Origin of the sequence: Parahaliea mediterranea (assembly GCF_003402235.1) — a bacterium.
Taxonomy (GTDB): domain Bacteria; phylum Pseudomonadota; class Gammaproteobacteria; order Pseudomonadales; family Halieaceae; genus Parahaliea; species Parahaliea mediterranea.
The window spans coordinates 930,153-948,536 of sequence record NZ_QEWO01000001.1 but is presented as its reverse complement, the minus strand read 5'-3'; the positions used below and the strand labels follow the sequence as shown (position 1 = coordinate 948,536).

The following is an 18,384-nucleotide window of genomic DNA, read 5'->3' as shown; positions in this document are numbered from 1 at the left end:
GTAATGGGATCGAAGGGTATGGCTTTCGCGCGCAGCACTGTCCGGCGCTGGCTGGTAACGCCGTGTATCACGGCAGTGTCCTGCCTGCTGGCGAGCGCCAGCCTGGCGCAAACTGCGCCCGACCCTGAGGCCAGTGTCGACCCAACCGCCCTGGACCCGCTGATTGGCGAGCAGTTCTGCGTGGACACCACCTTCAGCAACGGCCCGCTGAACACCACCGGCAGCAACGCCACCGGCTTCGGCCCCTACCTGGTGGTGGTGCTGGACCCTGGCATGACCGACGCCTCGGTGGATTTTGTGGATATTCCGCCGAACATCGAGTTTGTCGGGCAAATGGATGCCTCCGGCACCATTGTTGACCCGGTTTCCGGCCAGACGATTACCGGCGACCCCGGTTCCAACGTGTATATCGCCCGCTACCCCATTGGCTCGGTCAACCAGGGCGACCCAGGCCTGACGATTGAGGCCTGCGCCAAGCTGCTGACCACGGTGGAAATTGGCGTTGCACTGAATGTGCAGGTGATTCCCGGCTTTGAATTTGGCGACACCCCCACCGGTGCCAATGGCGGCATTCTCGACCCGAGCGATGGCACCGATATTGTCATCACCCCGCAGCTGGCACGGGTGGAAAAAACCAACACCGCCCCCGAAAGCGAGCGTCCGCCGGGGCCGAGCCACCCCTACAATTACGTCTGGAGCGTGGACATCTCCGACCAGGTGACCCTGGATAACGTCCAGTTGAGTGACACCCTGCCCGGCAACGTCCAGTGGACCGGGGACCCCATCAACATCAACGCGCCGCTGGGGGTAGGCTGCTCCACCACCAGCAACCCCAACCTGCCCGATACCCCCGGCGGCACCGCCACGGTGAGTTGCACCTCGGTTACCGGCGGCCCCGGCACGGACGACTTGGTGGTGACGGTGCCGGTGTACATCACTGACATCCTGTCGAAAACCACCGCCAACAGCCAGCAGACCATTACCAACACCGTGGAGGTGGCCTACGACTACGACGGCCAGAGCGCACCGCCGCAAACCGATACCAGCGATGTACTGGCCCTGAACGCCGCCATCCAGAAGTCCGCCAGTGGCGGCGACCTGCCGGGCGATACAGTGACCTACACTATCAACTTCCAGGTGACAGACTACGTGCAGGGGGCGGATACCTTCAGTATTCAGGACGTGTTGCCGGATGGCATGCTGTTCCTCACCACGGTGAGCCTGACGGTGAACGGCAACGACGCCGGCATTGTGCTGAACCAGGACGACAACACGCCGGGGGGAGGGCAGACCACCCTGACCTGGGACATCAGCGCCGGCAATGGCGGATCGATTCCCGCTGGCGCCGACGGCGTGCTGGTCTACCAGGCGGAGATTCTCGACGCCTACGACAGTGGCGCGCCGGTGCTGGCCAATGACACCCTGACCAACAACGCAGGCCTGGGCTACAGCCTGGCGGATGGCGGTAGCGGCGACAATGGCACCGGTGCCGATGTCAATGTTCGTCCCAACACGCCGGACAAGAGCGTGATCGACCCGCCCCCGGGCACCGAGATCATGCCCGGGCAGGCGGTCACCTTCCGCCTGCAAATGGAGATTCCGGCCGGCAACACGGCCAATGTCGTGCTGGTGGACTACCTGCCGCGGCCGGTGTTTGACGTGGTGGCCCTGCCGCCCACCGCGGTGATTCCCACCGGCGCCGGCATTTACCAGCCGCCGGGTGGCATGCCGCCGCTGGTGACGGACGCCGGCACCAACTCCGTGAGCATGGATTTCGGTGACATCGACCTCGATGCGCCCACCACCCTGATTGTGGATTTGACGGCGACGGTGACCAATGAGCCCTTCGCCGACAACCTCTACCTGACCAACGTGCTGACCGTCAACTACGATGGTACCGACGGCCCGGTGGAAACCGGTGTGGAGGCTGCAGCGCTGTTTGTAGGGGCGCCCAAGCTGACCATCACCAAGGGCGTGCTGGCGGCGGGCAACCCGGCGGCGGAACTGGTGGATCAATCCGGTGCCGTTGTCACCCCGCCGCTGGACCCGGCCACCACACTGGTGGATACCGACGCCCGGGGCGTGGATGCCTTCGACCAGGTGGACTATGTGCTGACCGTGGAGAACACTGGCGGCCAGAGCGGTTTTAACGTCACCGTGACCGACCCGGCCGTGGCCAACCTGAACTGCGCCACAGACGCTGCCTCGGTGCAGGTGACCGACGGCACCGGGGCGGCAATCACCGCCACCGGGGATCTGGCCACCGCCCTGGTGCTCGGCAGCCCCCTGCAGGGCAACGACGACAACCCCGCCGGGGGCGGTGCGCCGTTTGGCGCCGACACGGCCCTGATCCGCTACAGCTGCACCATCGACAGCGCGGTTGAAATCGGTAACGAGATCACCAACACCGCCAGCGTCACCTGGACCTCCACCGCCACCAACGCCAATCCCTTCCCGGCGCAGGAAGACAGCGCTACGGTGGAAATCGCCCGGCCGACCCTGACCAAAACCGTGACCGGCGTGCGCCCCAACTACGCTCCCGCCGGCACCCGCCTGGTGCAGATTGGCGAGGTGGTGGACTACCAGCTGCAGATTGCCGTGCCCGAGGGGGTATCGCCCCAGGTGCTGCTGCGCGACCTGCTGGACAGCGGCCTGTCGATTGCCGACACCGACGGCAATGCCGCCAGTATCGATGCCGCCGACATCACCCTGACGGTGCCGGGCGCCAACTTCACCACCGATACCCAACTGATTGCCGTGACCAGCGAAGGGGGCGGCGGCACCGGCACTAACCGGCGCCTGGACATCGACTTTGGCGATGTCAGCAACAGCAACAACAGCAATGGCACGCCGGAGGTCATCACCGTCGTCTACAGCGCCAAGGTGTCCAATGCCGCCGGCAACGTCAACAGCCAGCAGCGCAACAACCGCGCCGAGTGGAACTGGGTGGAAACCGGCGGCAATGCCGACCCGGCGGACGACGTGGACCTGTCGGTGGCCGTATCGGCGCCCAATGTCACCATTGTCGAACCGCAGCTGTCGGTGAACAAGCAGCTGTCGGTCGCCAGCGGCACCGGCGGCACCGAAACCACGGTGAGCATCGTCATCCAGCACACCGGCGCCTCCACCGGCAACGCCTTTGACCTGCAGATGAACGACATCATGCCGGTGTTCACTGATGCCGGCGGCACCGATTACCGCCTGTTCGACCTGGACCCGGGCTCGGTGGCCACCAGTGGCGCCTGCCCGGGCTTTACCATCCTGCAGAACACCGCCGACGGGCTGGACATTACCCTGAGCGAGCTGCCCCTGGGCCAGGCCTGTACGGTGACCTTTGATGTCACGGTGATCGACAACTTCCCCTCCGGCGCCCAGTTCAACAACTGCGCCAACCTGGCCTGGCAGAGCATGCCCGACGGCGACGCCGCGCTGCCGCCGGACCAGGCGCCCTTCGGCTTTGAGCGCACCGGCGATGTGCCCATTGGCACGCCCAACCCGGAAGGCGAGCTGAACGATTACAACGCCCGCGGGTGCGCCAGCTTCAAGGCGCTGGACATTGGTATCGCCAAAACCGTGGAGACCACCAATCAGTCCCAGACCGACAGCCTGATAGATACCCCCGCCGGCAGCGAGTCGCTGACCATTGGCGAAGTGGTGGACTTCACCCTGATCACCACCGTGCCGGAAAACAGCAGCGCGGTGGAATTCGACATCGTCGACCTGCTGCCCGCCACCGCGGTGGTGATGGCGTTCTACCCGGCGGCCAGTCCGACGGTGACCATTGATGTCGGTGCCAACCTGTACAGCGACCTGGCCGGCACTGTCCCGCTGGACGCAAGCGTTACCCCGGTATTTGCCGACACCAACGGCGATGGCATCCAGGACAAGATGACCCTATCCTGGCCGCTGGTGGTGAACACCGACAGCAGCGGCACGCTGGATGCCAACGACCAGATCCGGGTGACCCTGCGGGCCCGGGTACTGGACCGCGCCGCCAACGCCAACAACGACCAGGCGGACAACACCGGCCAGGTCAGCTACAGGGTGGATTCCGACCCCGGCACGCCGCGCAGCGTGTTCAGCGACACCGCCGGCGTGGACATTGCCGAACCCCTGCTGCAGGTCAGCAAAACGGCGGACCTGACCACCGTTGAGTCCGGCCAGGTGGTGACCTACACCCTGCGGGTCAGCCACACCGGCGCCTCGCGGGTTGACGCTGAAGACCTCAGCCTGAGCGACCTGCTGCCAGACAAGATGACCTACGTGGTCGGCTCCTTCCAGGTTGGCCAGTGTGCCGTGGCGCCCACCACCAGCAAGGACCCGAGCGACCCGTCCAACAGCGTGTTTGCCACCTGGGCCAGCTTCCCCCTGGGGGTGGTTTGCGACCTGACCTTCCAGGCCGAGGTGGATCAGGACGCCCTCACCGGCGAGACCATCACCAACACCGCCAACCTGGCCTGGACTTCCTTGTCCGGCGCCACCAGCAGCGGCGCCAACTTTGACGAGGGCGGCGAGCGCGACTACGCCGCCAGCGACCTCTGGGACGTGGTGGTAAGCCTGCCGGGCCTGGGCAAGGCCATCGTCAATACCAGCAGCGCCGACACGCCCTTTACCCTGGGCGAGCCGGTCACCCAGCTGACCATCGGCGAGCAGGTGACTTTCTGGATCAGTGCCGACCTGCCGGATGCCACCACCCGCAACGTAGTGGTCACCGACCAGTTCTCCGCAGCTACGGCCCTGCGGGTGGATGCCACCCGCGTGGTCAGCATCGGCAGCGACCTGAGCCTCAGCAGCGGCCTGGCGGTGGGGGATGCAGCCACCTGCACACCGGCGCTGCCGGCGGTGCCAACCACCCGGTGCGCCTGGACCGTCGGTGACGTGGTGAACCTGCCCGATAACCGCCCGCCCCAGGACATTCAGGACCGCATTGTGTTCGAGGTGGTGGCCACGGTGCTGGACGATGCGCTTAACTCAGGCGTGCCCGGCCAGGATGACCAGGTGCCCAACACCGTGCAGCTCACCAGCCCAGACGCCAACCTGAGTGCCATTGCCAACTACGACATCGTGGAACCGCTGCTGGCCATCGACAAGTTCACCCAGAACGGCAGCAAGGCCCAGGCCGAGCTGCCCGGCAACCTGCACGACTTTACCCTGCGCATCAGCCACCTGGCGGACTCCACCGCCACGGCGCGGCAGGTGGTGATTGTGGATACCCTGGCGCCGGACCTGATCTGGCCCAACACCGTCACCCCGGGCAACACCAGTGACTTCACCAGCACCTGCCCCAACACCGTGCTCGATAGCGCCAGCGGGTCCACCGTGACCTTTTCCATCGACAGCCTGCCGGTGGGCGTTGGCAGCTGCGAGATCACCCTGGAGGATGTGGAGCTGGTCAGCGGTGCGCCGGTGCCCGGCATTTATCCCAATGCTGTTGAGCTCGGCTGGGCATCCATGGACAGTACGGCCGACAATGATGCGCGCAGCGGTCTGGACGACAGCGAGGCGCGCCTGCTTACCGTGCAGCACACCTCGGTGATCAAGGAGGTCACCGCCACCTCGGTGGCCGATACCAGCGCCGCCCAGGCCGACGGCGATGTGCCCGATGCCACCATCGGCGAGGTGGTGGAATATGCCATCACTGCCTACCTCACCCGGGGCACCACCTTCGGTGTGGTGATGACCGATGATTTACAGCGCGATGGCAGCGGCATTCTTGAATTCATCTCCGGCGAGCTGCTCTATGTGGGCAACCACCTGAGCTACACCGGCACGCCCCTGCCGGCCACCTGTTACAGCGCCGCCGAGCCCGCCGGCGCGCCCTGCACCTCCCTGGCAGCCGATGACATGCTGACCGTTACGCAAATCGAGGTGGACTTTGGCGACATCACCAACGACGGCGGCAATACCCCGGCCGACCCTGACCAGCCGGTGGTGCCTACCGAAGACGACGCTATTGTGTTCCGCATGCTGGCCCGGGTGGCCGAAGACAGCGCCCCCACCAACCAGACCGGCGATACCCTGCTGAACGATGTCACCCTGGACTACCAACTGGTATCCGGCACCCCCGGCGTGCCGCGCAGCGATGCCGCCGCCGTGAATGTGGTGGAGCCGCTGCTCGGCGTGAACAAGCAGTTCACCGACTTTACCGACGGCGTGGCCAGCGTTGAACTGGTGGTGACCAACACCGGCACCGCCCCGGCCTACGACCTGGTGATTGGTGACGACTTTGACGAAACCCTGTGGCAGGCCGGCGAATTCAGCGAAGGCACCGTGCCGGCGGGCTTTGTCTACAGTGCGGTGAGCAACGCCGGCACCACCCGGGTCGAGTTTGCGGTGGACGCCGCCAACCCGGCCGTGCCGAGCGAAGATCAGGTGTTGCTGCCGGGCGAGAGCGTAACCTTTTCCTTCAGCGCCAAGCCGGTGGTGCCCTATACCCAGGGCAGCCTGCCCAACACCGCCATCGCCGAGGCGTCCTCCCTGCCTGGCGCTGTGCCACCGTTGCCAGGGCCCGTGGAGCGCACAGTGACGGCCATGGGCAGTGACGTGCTGGAACTGCCGGTACTGGCGCTGGATAAATCCGTCTCCAGCGCCACGGCTGCGCCGGGTGATGTGCTGACCTATACCCTCACCTTCAGTAACACCGGCGATGCCCCGGCCACCAATGTCGTGGTGGAGGATGCGCCGGATACCAAAGGCGAGTTCCAGGCCGGTTCCGTGGCCGCCACAGGCACCGCAGAAACCGCCACTGTGGAGATCGGCAACGGGGTGGGTGACACCAGCCTCCGCGTGAGCGTACCGGCCCTGGCGGCGGGGGAGTCCCTGGCGATCAGCTACGCGGTGAGGGTGCCCCTGCCTTACCCGGACGGCAGCGTCGCCGCGGGTGAGCAGCTGCTGCTCAACCAGGCCAGCGCCGACAGCGCTGAAACCGAGCCGCAGCTATCCGATGGCGATGGCAGCACGCCAGATATGGCGGAGCCGACCGAAGTGGTCATCATTGCCGACCCGGTCATGACCATCAGCAAGGACGATCAGCGGGTCGGGGTGCTGCCCGGGGAGACCATCACCTACCTCATCACCTACGGCAACGCCGGCAGGCAGGACGCCAGCGGCGTGGTAGTTACCGAAACGGTGCCGTCTTTCACTGTGTTTAACGCCGCAGCCAGTGCGCCAGGCTGGAATTGCAGCGGCATGGCCGGCGGCTCCACCTGCACCTATAACGTGGGCAACCTGGCAGGCTCCACCAGTGGCACAGTCACCTTTGCGGTGGATGTGGACGCCGCCGTGCCCTCCGGCATCGATGTCATTCCCAACGAGGTGTACGACGAAGAGGACGGGCACGAGTTCAATGCCCCGCCCAGCCCGCCCCTGCTGGCGGCCACCCTGGTACTGACGCCGCTGGACCCCCTGCGTACCGGCCCGCAGCTGGTGATCAACAAGGATGACGGCGGTATCTCGGTGATGCCGGGCCAGGTGTACTTCTACAACATCAGCTACGGTAACTCGGGCAACCAGGACGCCACCGGGGTGGACCTGAGTGAAACTGTGCCCATGTACACCACCTTCAACGCTGGCGCCAGCACCCCCGGCTGGAGCTGCCCCAATGGCAGCGGCCCGGGTACGCCCTGTACCTTCAACGTGGGTAGCCTGCCGGTGGGGGCGTCCGAAACAGTGCGCTTTGGCCTGCAGGTGATGGCGCCGCTGCCCTCCGGGGTGGACATCACCAGCAACACGGTGATCATTACCGATGATGGCGCCAACTCGGTACAGCCCTTAAGCGATGCGGATGACGACGATACCCCCATCATCGCCGCGCCGGACCTGGTGATCACCAAGGCCACCGACACCACCGTGACCCAGCCAAACCGGGTGATTGTCTACAGCATCGACTACCGCAACGACGGCAACCAGAACGCCACCGGCGTGGTGGTGCGCGAGGTGGTGCCGCCGGGCTCCACCTTCAGCGAGGCAGACAGCCAGCCCACCGTATGGAGCTGCGCCGACGGGGCCGGCCCCGGTTCGGTGTGCACCGTGGCGGTTGGCGACCTGGCCGTGGGTGACGGTGGCAGCCTCACCTTTGCGCTGCTGACGGAGGCGGCACCCCAGGTGGCGCGCATCCTGAACGTGGTGGAGATCAACAACGATGGCAGCAACGGCATCGACCCCACCCCGGGCAACAACATCGACCGCGTTTCCACGCCCTTCCCGGCGGCGGGCATTCCCACCCTGCCCCCCTGGCAGATGCTGCTGAGCGCCCTGGCCCTGCTGGCCCTGGGGGCTCACGCGGTACGCCGTGGCGCACTGGCGCGGGCGCCTCGATAGCGCTCGGGGGCGCCAGCCGGCTATACTGCTCGGCCGGCCTATGGTCGGGCCGGGCCCATCGCCCGGTTGCAAGCCCCTGTTAACGAGAGGTCGATGTGAAACGCTTACTGCCACTGATGATCCTGCTGGCCACCATTGTGGCTGGCTGTAGCACGGTCGCCGTGGAGCCTGTCGCCGGCGAGGCCCCCCAGGCCCCGGCCTGCCCACCGGTGGCTGTGGATGAATGCCCGGTCTGTGACGCCCGCGCCTGCCCCGGCCCGCCAGTGGTGGAAAAAATTGTGACCCGTACGGTGCCCGCCCCGGCGCCGGCGGCCCCGGCCCGTGCCGGTAAGCTCAACCTGCCGGTGTTCGGCTCGGAGGAGTGGGCCACCGTGGAGCCGCCTGGCCTGAAACTGCGTGCGCGCATGGATACCGGCGTGGACACCACCTCGCTGGATGTGCTCAACCTGCGCCAGTTTGAAAAGGACGGCCAGAGCTACGTGATGTTTGAGCTGACCTCTGCCGAAGGGGAGGGCACCCTGGAAGTGGAAGCCCCGGTGGAACGCAAGGTATCGGTCAAACGCCGCGACGGTGGCAGCGAGCGCCGCTACATTGTGCAGCTGTGGCTCAGCGTCGGCGACAGCCGCTCGCTGATCGACGTTGCCCTGGCCGAGCGGGAAGACAGTGAATTTCCCCTGCAGATCGGCCGGAACTTCCTTACCGATGTCGCCATTGTCGATGTCGGCCAACGTTACCTTGCCGATTAGGACGCCAGCACGGTGATAGCCTCGCGACTCAAGATTGGCCTGGTGGCCTCTTTCCTCATTATTTTTGGCCTCGGCCTCACCCTGTACAAGGCGGCCCGGCTCGGGCTGCCGCTGCTGCCTGGCGAATCGCGGGAGGTCTGGACGATTGAGTCCAAGATCAGTTTCAAGCCCGCCAGCGGCCCGGTGGAGGTGGACCTGAAAACGCCCCAGGCCCTGGGCGGCTGGGTGATGCTGGACGAGCACTTTGCCTCCTCCGGCTTCGGCTTTACCGTGGAGGACGAAGTGGGCCGCCGGGAGGCGCGCTGGACGCGCCAGACCCTGGAGCACCCCACCACCCTCTACTACAAGATCCAGGCCTACCGGGCCAATGTCGACAGCCTGCCGGATTATCCGGTGCAGCTGGAATCCCGCCCGCGCCTGCAGGCCGACCAGCTCACCGCCATGGAACGCCTGGTGGAACTGCTGCGCGAAAAGTCCACCGGGCCTGAAACCCTGGCGCGCCTGCTGATACAGGACCTGAACCGCGACGAGCCCGACCCGGACACCGCGTTTCTGATCGACAGCTACTCCGGCTCCACCCAGCAACTGATGCTGGACGCCATGACCTTCGCCGGTATCCCCGCCCACCTGGTGCGCGGCATCCAGCTGGAGGACGGGCGCCGCCGCCAGACCCTGAGCGCCATGCTGGAAATTCACGACGGCCAGCGCTGGGTGCTGCTCAACCCGGTCAACGGCGAGGCCGGCCTGCCGGACGACTTCCTGGTGTGGCAGCGCGGCCCCGGTACCGTGCTGCGTGTGGTGGGTGCGCGGGATTCGCGGCTGGAATTCGCCCTGGTCAGCAACAACCTGCCCGCCAAGGCGGTGGTGTCGATGGAGCAGCAGAGCGAGCAGTTCGCCCTGCTGGACTTTTCCATCTATGCCCTGCCGGTGGAGCAGCAGGGCATCTTCAAGGGCCTGCTGCTGATACCGGTGGCCACCTTTATGGTGGTATTGCTGCGGCTGCTGATTGGCGTCAAAACCTCCGGCACCTTCATGCCGGTGCTGATTGCCCTGGCCTTCACGCAGACCACCCTGTGGGTGGGACTCGCCATCTTCCTGGTGATCGTCAGCGTCGGCCTGTGGATACGCTCCTGGCTGTCGCACCTGAACCTGCTACTGGTGGCGCGGGTGTCGGCGGTGATCATCGTGGTCATCCTGCTGATGGCCACCATGGCGATCATTGCCTACAAGACCGGCATCGACCAGGCCCTCACGGTGACCTTCTTCCCCATCATCATCCTGTCCTGGACGGTGGAGCGCATGTCCATCCTGTGGGAGGAAGAGGGCGGCCACGAGGTGCTGATGCAGGGCGGGGGCAGCCTGCTGGTGGCGGTGCTGGCCTATCTGGTGATGTCCATCCCGCTGGTGGCCCACCTCACCTTCAACTTCCCGGAGCTGCTGTTCAGCCTGCTGGGCGTGGTGTTGCTGCTGGGTAAATACACCGGCTATCGCCTGTCCGAGCTGTACCGCTTCCGCGAGATGGTAAAACCCCAGTGATTCACCTCGTTTCGCCACGCACCCTGCGCAAGCTCGGCATTCTCGGTATGAACCGCCGCAACGTCGGCTACATTGGGCGCTGCAACGACCGGCGCAACTACCGCCTGGTCGACGATAAACTGCTCACCAAGCACGCCGCCCTCGACCGCGGCGTGCCCACGCCAGAGCTCTACGGCGTAGTGGAATACCAGTTCGAAATCAACGGCATGGTGGAAGAACTGGCCGAGCGCGAAAGCTTTGTCATCAAGCCGGTGCAGGGCTCTGGCGGCAAGGGCATTCTGGTGATCGTGGGCCGCGACGGGCAGGATTTCGTCAAATCCTCCGGTGCGGTGATCGACGCCGACGCCCTGCGCCGCCACGCCTCCAATATTCTCGCCGGCCTGTACAGCCTGGGCGGTCGCAACGATAAGGCCATGATCGAGGCCCTGCTGGATTTTGACCCGGTGATGGCCCCCTACAGCCACGAAGGCGTGCCCGACATCCGGGTGATCGTCTACCGCGGCGTGCCGGTGATGGCCATGATCCGCTGCGCCACCCATGCCTCCGACGGCAAGGCCAACCTGCACCAGGGCGCCGTGGGGGTGGGTATCGATATCGGCAGCGGCCGGCCGGTGGCGGCGGTGCAGCAGGGGCGGCTGGTGACCCACCACCCCGATACCGGCGCCCGCTTCACCGAGCTGAAAATTCCCCAGTGGCAGAAAATTCTGCAACTGGCCGCCGGCTGCGCCGAAATGTGCGGGCTTGGCTACCTTGGCGCCGACATCGTGCTCGACCGGGTGCGCGGCCCCATGCTGCTGGAGCTGAATGCCCGGCCCGGGCTGTCCATTCAGGTGGCCAACCAGGAGGGCCTGATCGGCCGCCTGAAAAAAGCCGATGCCATTGCCGACAGCTGCCACACCGACGACGAGCGTATCGCCGCCGCCATGGATGCCTTCAGCGTGGACCGCATGGTGCCCTTGGCGGAGCAGGCGGCGGCGCTGTAGTTGCTGCTGTAGTTTACCGTACAGTAGTGCGGCGCCACTCCCCGGTAGCCGTGGGCCCCACTTGAGGGGGCCCGGTAGCCGGCCGAGAGCCTAATCGATAACGAAATCACACTAGCCCCGCTGCGAAGACAGGTTGCCGCCATCCACCACCAGTTCGGTGGCGGTGATGTAGCTGGCCTCGTCCGACAGCAAAAAGCGCACGGCGGTGGCGACTTCCCGCGGCTCTCCCAGGCGCCCCAGCAGAATGCGGCGCTCGAAGGCTTCCTTCTGGCCGGGGGCGTGTTCCAGGCCGCCCAGCAGCATGGGGGTGGCGATCTGCCCCGGTGATACCGAATTGATGCGCACCCCGTAGTTGGCCAGTTCATCCGCCAGGGCGCGGTTCATGGCCAGCATGCCACCCTTGGTGGCGCTGTAGGTGGGGTTGAGGGCATTGCCCTGGGTGGCGTTGATGGAGGCAATGCCGACAATCGCGCTGCCGGGGGTGGCCTTCAGGTCGTCCAGCATGGCCTGGATGATGAAGGGCTGGGCGCGCAGGTTGATATCCAGCACCCGCTGCCAGTTCTCGCTGGTCAGCTGCTCCAGGGTGGCCACGCCACTGACGCCGGCAGCGTGGACCAGCCCGCCCAGGGTGCCCAGGGCGTCCCGGCTGGCGGCAACGCCAGCGCTGATGGCCTCCAGGCTGCCGACATCCACCGCCAGGCCTAGGGCCTTCACGCCGTGATCGCGGGTAATACTTGCTGCCAGCGCTTGTGCCGCATCGGCGTCTAGGTCCCAGATGGCGACGGGGCGGCCGGCCTCGGCCAGCACCTCGGCGCAGGCGCGGCCGATGCCGGAGGCACCGCCGGTGATGATAACGGGGCTGAGGGGGGTGGGTTGTGCTGTGGCCATGGCGATCTCCCTTGGATGCGGCAAAGACATGTTGGTGTGGTGGCTGTGCCCCAGAGCCGCTGCTGCCAGTGCTGACATGGCAGTGGGAGCGCGGCGCAAGCGCAGAGTGAACCCAGTCTACCTGCGTGCAGGTAGGAGGCAAGGCTTGATGTCGCCGTGACGTCAATGGCTGGCGCCTGGTTTATTTTTGTACGATCCGTCCCCGCCCTGTCCAATACGGGGGCGGACTGGGCTATAGTGTGTCCCGTTTTTTGCCGCTGAAGTGGAGCGCTGTTACTGATGGAGTTGCGGGAGGCAGGCCGGGTGGACAGTGCTCGCCAGCCGGATGCCAAAAGTGCCGGAACACCGGCCGCGGGCGGCGCCATCGAGGCCCTGCCGCGCCTGCACATCCTCACCTACAATGTGCACAAGGGGTACTGCGCCGGCAATCGCCGCTTTATGCTGCAGTCCATGCGTGAGCGCATCGCTGAGACCGGCGCCGATGTGGTGTTCCTGCAGGAAATTCACGGCTTTGCGGAAAAAAGCGCGCGCAAGCGCCGCCGTGCCTCCTACCCCGACCAGCCCCACTTTGAATACCTGGCCGACCAGGCCTGGCCCCACTACGCCTATGGCCGCAACGCCATCTACCGCAAGGGTGACCACGGCAACGCCATCCTCAGCATGTATCCCTTCACCCGCTGGGAGAACATCGACGTAGCCCTGTTTCCGCGCTCCTCGCGCAGCATTCTGCACGGGGTGATCGACGTGCCGCGTTACCAAAAGCCGGTGCATGTGCTGTGTGTGCACCTGGGCCTGCTGGAGCGGGAGCGGCGCGCCCAGATTCGTACCCTGGTGGAGCGCATTGAGGAACACGTGCCCCGTGACGAGCCAATGATCATCGCCGGCGACTTCAACGACTGGCGCATGCAGGCCGAGCGCCACCTGCGCAGCGACCTTGGCCTGACCGAATTGTTTGTGCACATGACCGGCCGCCACGCCCGCACCTTTCCGGTGTGGGCACCGGTGTTCCCGGTGGATCGCGTGTACTACCGCGGGCTGCGGCCGGTCTCCTGCGCCTGCCTGGGGGAGGGTAGCTGGCGGGAACTGTCGGATCATGCTGCCCTGCTGGGCGAGTTCGAACTCATTGGCAGCTGATGCCGGCCGGCACCGGTTGCGTTCATTCTTGTTTTCCCGCGCTATCCGGTCTTACACTGGCCGTTCTGCCCGCTCGCTGGCGAGCCATGAGGTGGTTGCCAGATAGCCGCTGGTCGTGCTCGGGCTGGCGTTGATCGCAAGTCGTCGCTGATCGCAGGTTGCAACAGGGGGGACATGGATGGTTTCCAACCCGCTGCGATATTTGAAGCTTGTCGTGCCTTGTTGCCGGCTTGTGGCCGCCTATTGCCTGTTTGCCGTGTTACTGCAATGGTTGCCGGCAGGCGCGAGCGCGCACGAGCTGGTTCACCGCTCTTTTTTTAGTGTAAGCGCGCGTGGCGAATTGCCCGGCACCGACGTCAGGCAGTTCCTGTTCGACGACAGTGGCTTGGTGTGGGCCGCCACGGAGCAGGGGCTGTATCGCATTAGCGGCTCTGTGGTGCGCCGGGTCGACCGCCCCGGCGCCGGGATGGATGCGGCGGGTGTGGCGCATGCACAGGGCGGAATAGACAGCGCCTTCCATTGCCTGGCCGACCTTGGGCGCCACGGTATTCTGGTGTGCGGTGCCCGCGGCACCTATCTCTACCAGCCGCAAGCGAACCGCTTTCAGCCATTTAGCCCGGCCCTGTCCTTGCCATCGCCCACAGCGACAGGGGATGTCATTGTCCGTGCACTGGATGATAGTGGCGATGCCATCCACCTGTTGCTCGACGATGGCACGGTAGTGTCCCTGGACCGGGAAAGCCTGCGGGTATCGCTGCGGTTTCGTTACCCCCCGCGTTACCCCTTGCGCGAAGCGCGCGCGGATTTTCACCGGACCCGGGATGGCGGCTTTCTGGTGGCCTATCACGACCATGTTGACTATCTCGACAGTGCCGGCCAGGTGCAACAACGTATTTCCTGGGATGTAACTAAGGGGTTGGTGCGAGGTTTGTTTCGCGACCGGCAGCAGCGATCCTGGTTGTATGCCAGCAGTGGGCTCTACCGCTTTGATTCTGATACGCAGAGGCTTGTGCAACACGAGCGCTTCTCAAATGACATTGTCAGTATGGCCCAGGACGCCTACGGGAACTTCTGGTTTGCGGGCTACACATCCCTGTTTTATTGGAACGAAAGTGAGAATCTCGTTCACGATTTAACTGCCGATCTGCAGGAGATCGACAACCTGCGCCTGTTGAAAAAGGTGGCGGCGGGCCCAGGTGATCTGGTCTGGGTCAGCGATGCGCATCAGGGTGTCGCTGCCTTGAAGGTACATGCCCTGTTTATGCCCGGTCAGCATCACCGGGATCTGGATCTGCTGCCGCTGGATGAACGCATGGTCTGGTCGATCTTCGTCGAGGAAGACGTTGTCTGGCATGGTGGTTCCGAACATCTTTACCGTCTGGATCTCTCCCGCGATAGTGCCACCCGGATCAATCTGGATGGCCACGAAGCGCCGGGTTTTATCTACGCCATCGCGCCTCTGCCGGAGCAACGTCTGTTAATTGCCGGTTTCAGCGGTGTCTATGTTCTTGACCTCCCGATACCAAGCACTTTTGCCAGCGCAGGGGCGGAATTGTCTGTGCCCACCACCCGCTTGCTGCAATGGCAGGTGTTCAGCGTGTATCAGGACCCGGCGAACGCCGGGGTAATCTGGCTGGTGACAATAAAAGGCCTGTACCGGTTGCAAGTGTCGACACTCCAGCTCGAACACGTTCCGGTAACGGACGCCCGTAGCGGCGGTAAGCTGGACGATGCAGCCATTCGCTTCATGATGCGCGCCGACGATGGGCGAATCTGGGTAGTAGGCCCGGGAGTTTTTGGTTACTTGTCCGGGCAGCGCCTGGTATCACTGGCGGACACTATCCGTATCGATGGCATGATGCCGCGCTTTAGCCACCTGCGCCAGGTGGCGCCAGATACCCTTTGGCTGGGTACTTACGACGTGGGCTTGTTGCAGTACCAGATATCCACCGGCGAAGTGCAGCGTTTCAGTGAGTCTGTTGGTAAACAGTGCACAAGTGTTATTTTTCTTTCGCAAACAGATCAATACGACGTTGCAGGCTGCCTTCACAGTCTGATTCGACGCGACCGATCCGTTGGGCACGTGGAAATATTCGGCCCGAAGGATGGTGTGTTTGACGAGGAACTCAACGAGGGTGCAGTTTACTATCACCCCGAGGAAGGACTCTATCTCGGCACGCCAGATGGCATCGTGCAGGTCGATCTGGATGAGGTTGTTGCCACTGCAGAAGCAGATAGCGTGATGATCGAGTCCGTCAGAGCTGTTTATCCCGATCGTGAGCGTTTATCCCTGAGCCCGGCGCCATGGGTGTATCTGGAGCCGGGTTTGACTACGCTGATTATTCAGCTGACAAGCCAGAGTATTGTTGAAGGGCTTGGCTATCGGTTTCGCTATCGTTTTTTACTGGACGGCCAGCCCCAATCGGCAGACCTGATTGATCTCGGCCAGCAGAGCCAGATCTGGTTAACCGATCCACCCCTGGGACAGCTGGTCCTGGAGGTGCAATCCCGGGGGCACACCGATACCCGCTGGGGACCCCTGCAGACCTTTACCTTTCAGATTGCACCTTACTGGTGGCAGACGCGTTGGTTTCAGATGCTGGCATTGCTCACGGTGCTTTTGTCTTCTGTGGCGTTTGCAATATCGCGGCAGCAAAAGCTGGTTCGCGAGCAAGCCATCAACCGGGCCCTGAAGGAAAGCGAGGAGCGACTGGACATAGCGCTGCTGGCCAGTCGTTCAATAATCTGGGAGTGGTGGCAGGGTGATACCCAGGCCGAGGGGCGACTGCATCTGCGCGATCCGCAGGACGCTGAACCTGGCAGGTTGGCTAATGTTCAGGTGGCCGCCCCTGATCGGGAACGCTTCGAGCGGGATTGGCAGAAAATGCTGACCAGTCAATCCAACGCCATTGACGGCGAATACCGCATGATCGGAGCCGGGGGAAAGCCTCGCTGGTACCGGCTTTCGGGGCGCGCGATCGAAATGGACCGGGACGGGCAGCAGATTAAAAAAGTTGCGGGCATAGTTTCGGATGTCTCCGAGCAGCGCGCGATCAAAGCCCGGCATGATCAGCTGGCGCGTGCCATTGAGGCGTCCGCTGACGGCACCCTGATGCTCAACGAAGGCGAGCGTGTGGTCAGCTCCAACTCTGCGGCGCGATCCATTCTGGGCTACGCCGAAGGCGCTCTGGAGGCGCTGTCGCTGGCGGCGCTGATTGGCCGCGATGCCAGCGAGGGCGGCAAGGTCCTGGCCAGCGATGATTGGTCGGGGGAGTTCCGCCTGCATAGAGCCGACGGCAGCACTTGCCCGGTCTGGCTAAGCATCTCCAAGGTGTTTGACGCGCAGGAAAACGTCAGCCTGTATGTAATGACCTTCTCCGACCTTTCCGAGCGCAAGGCAGCACAGGAAGCGGTGATGAAGCTGTCGAACTTTGATAGCCTCACTGGCCTGCCCAACCGCCGGCATTTCATCGAACTGCTGGAGGGCGCAATCGCCACCGCTGGCGGCAAGCAGCAGAAGCTGGCTCTGCTGGCGCTGGAGATTGACAACCTCAACGTCATCAACGAGGTATATAGCTACAGTACGGGTGAGCGTATCCTGGCGATGCTTGCGGAGCGCCTGTCACTGGTTGCCGGCGAGTTCGCCGTGCTGGGATTGTTTTCCGAGACTGAATTGTTGCTGCTGAGCCGCGAGCGCACCGAGGCCAGCCAGGTGGCGGCCTTCTGCGAGGCGCTGCTGGTAGAGGCGAGCCGGCCATTGGATATTCTTGGTGAAAAGCACCGGATAACGGTGAGCATTGGCGTCAGTCTTTTCCCCCAGAATGGCAGGGCAGCACGGGAACTCATTCAGTTCGCGCAGATTGCCCGCACCCAAGCTGCCCAGCGGCCCGGTAGCTCCTTCACCTTCTTCAGCCCGACCGATGCCGCCGACGCCGCCTTCCGGTTGCAGCTGGAAAATGAACTGCAGGACGCCCTGCGCAAGGGAGCGTTACAGCTGCATTTTCAGCCCCAGGTCGCCGTGAACGACGAAGGCCGCTGCTGCGGCGTAGAGGCCTTGCTGCGTTGGCAGCACCCGGAACACGGCTGGGTGGCGCCGCACTACATTATTGCCGCAGCGGAGTCGCGGGGCATGTCCTATCAGCTGGACGGCTGGATTCTGGAACAGGCCTGCTGGGTGGCCACCCGGTTATTCGCAGCGCAGCCGCAGGTCTTCCGTCTGGCGGTGAACTTCTCCGCCAGCAGTTTTCTGGCGGACAATGTCGTCGAGATGGTTGCCGCCACCCTGGCTAAAACCGGCATGCCGGCGCAACAGCTGGAAATCGAAATGACCGAAAGCGCGCTGGTGAAAGACTACTCCATTGCCAGCAAAAACCTGAACCGGCTCCGTGATATTGGCGTGCGGGTGGCCATCGATGACTTTGGCACCGGCTACGCCTCGCTGGAATACCTGCGCCACCTCGACGTGGATGTGCTGAAAATCGACAAGTGTTTTATCGATGACATCATCGACAGTGCCGGCGACCGGGCGATCGTCAACAGCCTCATCGCGCTCGGCGAATCCCTGGGGCTGGAGATTGTCGTGGAGGGGGTAGAGCACCAGGAGCAGTTTGACTACCTGGCGTCGCGCTACGGTGGGCGTATCGCCGTGCAGGGGTATTTCTTCTCCCGGCCGCTGCCGGAGGAGGGGCTGCTCGCTTATCTGCTCAACTAGCTACCCGGTGCGATGGGGCGGCGGGCCGTGGGTAGCGGGCAGCACGCAGCAGGGCACGAGTGGCAGG

7 protein-coding genes are annotated in these 18,384 nt (G+C 64.3%); 6 read left to right on the top strand and 1 reads right to left on the bottom strand.

The window, feature by feature from the left end; translation table 11 throughout:
* Positions 1 to 18: 18 nt before the first annotated feature.
* The 4 genes from DDZ17_RS04020 to DDZ17_RS04005 all read left to right on the top strand — a co-directional run bounded on the left by DDZ17_RS04020 (position 19) and on the right by DDZ17_RS04005 (position 11,584).
* The gene (locus DDZ17_RS04020; RefSeq protein ID WP_170150143.1) at positions 19 to 8,319 is read left to right on the top strand and encodes an isopeptide-forming domain-containing fimbrial protein; all 8,301 of its coding nucleotides are present in this window, start codon (positions 19 to 21) and stop codon (positions 8,317 to 8,319) included.
* A gap of 95 nt (positions 8,320 to 8,414) precedes the next feature.
* Entirely contained in the window at positions 8,415 to 9,065 is a 651-nt protein-coding gene (locus DDZ17_RS04015) for a putative ATP-dependent zinc protease (RefSeq protein ID WP_157976428.1), read from the top strand.
* Positions 9,066 to 9,077: 12 nt separating this feature from the next.
* Positions 9,078 to 10,601 (top strand): inactive transglutaminase family protein, encoded by a 1,524-nt coding sequence (locus DDZ17_RS04010; RefSeq protein ID WP_193940538.1) that lies wholly within the window; start codon positions 9,078 to 9,080, stop codon positions 10,599 to 10,601.
* Positions 10,598 to 11,584, top strand: a complete 987-nt coding sequence (locus DDZ17_RS04005; RefSeq protein WP_193940536.1) for an alpha-L-glutamate ligase-like protein — start codon at positions 10,598 to 10,600, stop codon at positions 11,582 to 11,584. The genes DDZ17_RS04010 and DDZ17_RS04005 overlap by 4 nt, the downstream gene beginning before the upstream one ends.
* A 111-nt stretch (positions 11,585 to 11,695) precedes the next feature.
* Here the strand turns inward: DDZ17_RS04005 and DDZ17_RS04000 are convergent, their stop codons facing one another.
* Positions 11,696 to 12,472: an SDR family NAD(P)-dependent oxidoreductase gene (locus DDZ17_RS04000; RefSeq protein WP_206613428.1), complete on the bottom strand. Its 777-nt coding sequence runs from the start codon at positions 12,470 to 12,472 to the stop codon at positions 11,696 to 11,698.
* Between the two features lie 279 nt (positions 12,473 to 12,751).
* Between DDZ17_RS04000 and DDZ17_RS03995 the strand changes: the two genes are divergently transcribed.
* Together DDZ17_RS03995 and DDZ17_RS03990 are read left to right on the top strand one after the other, a co-directional pair.
* A complete protein-coding gene (locus DDZ17_RS03995; protein WP_116364622.1) occupies positions 12,752 to 13,606 on the top strand; it encodes an endonuclease/exonuclease/phosphatase family protein in 855 nt (284 codons plus the stop codon).
* A 178-nt stretch (positions 13,607 to 13,784) separates the two neighbouring features.
* Positions 13,785 to 18,317, top strand: a complete 4,533-nt coding sequence (locus DDZ17_RS03990) for an EAL domain-containing protein (protein WP_116364621.1) — start codon at positions 13,785 to 13,787, stop codon at positions 18,315 to 18,317.
* The last annotated feature ends 67 nt before the right edge of the window (positions 18,318 to 18,384 follow it).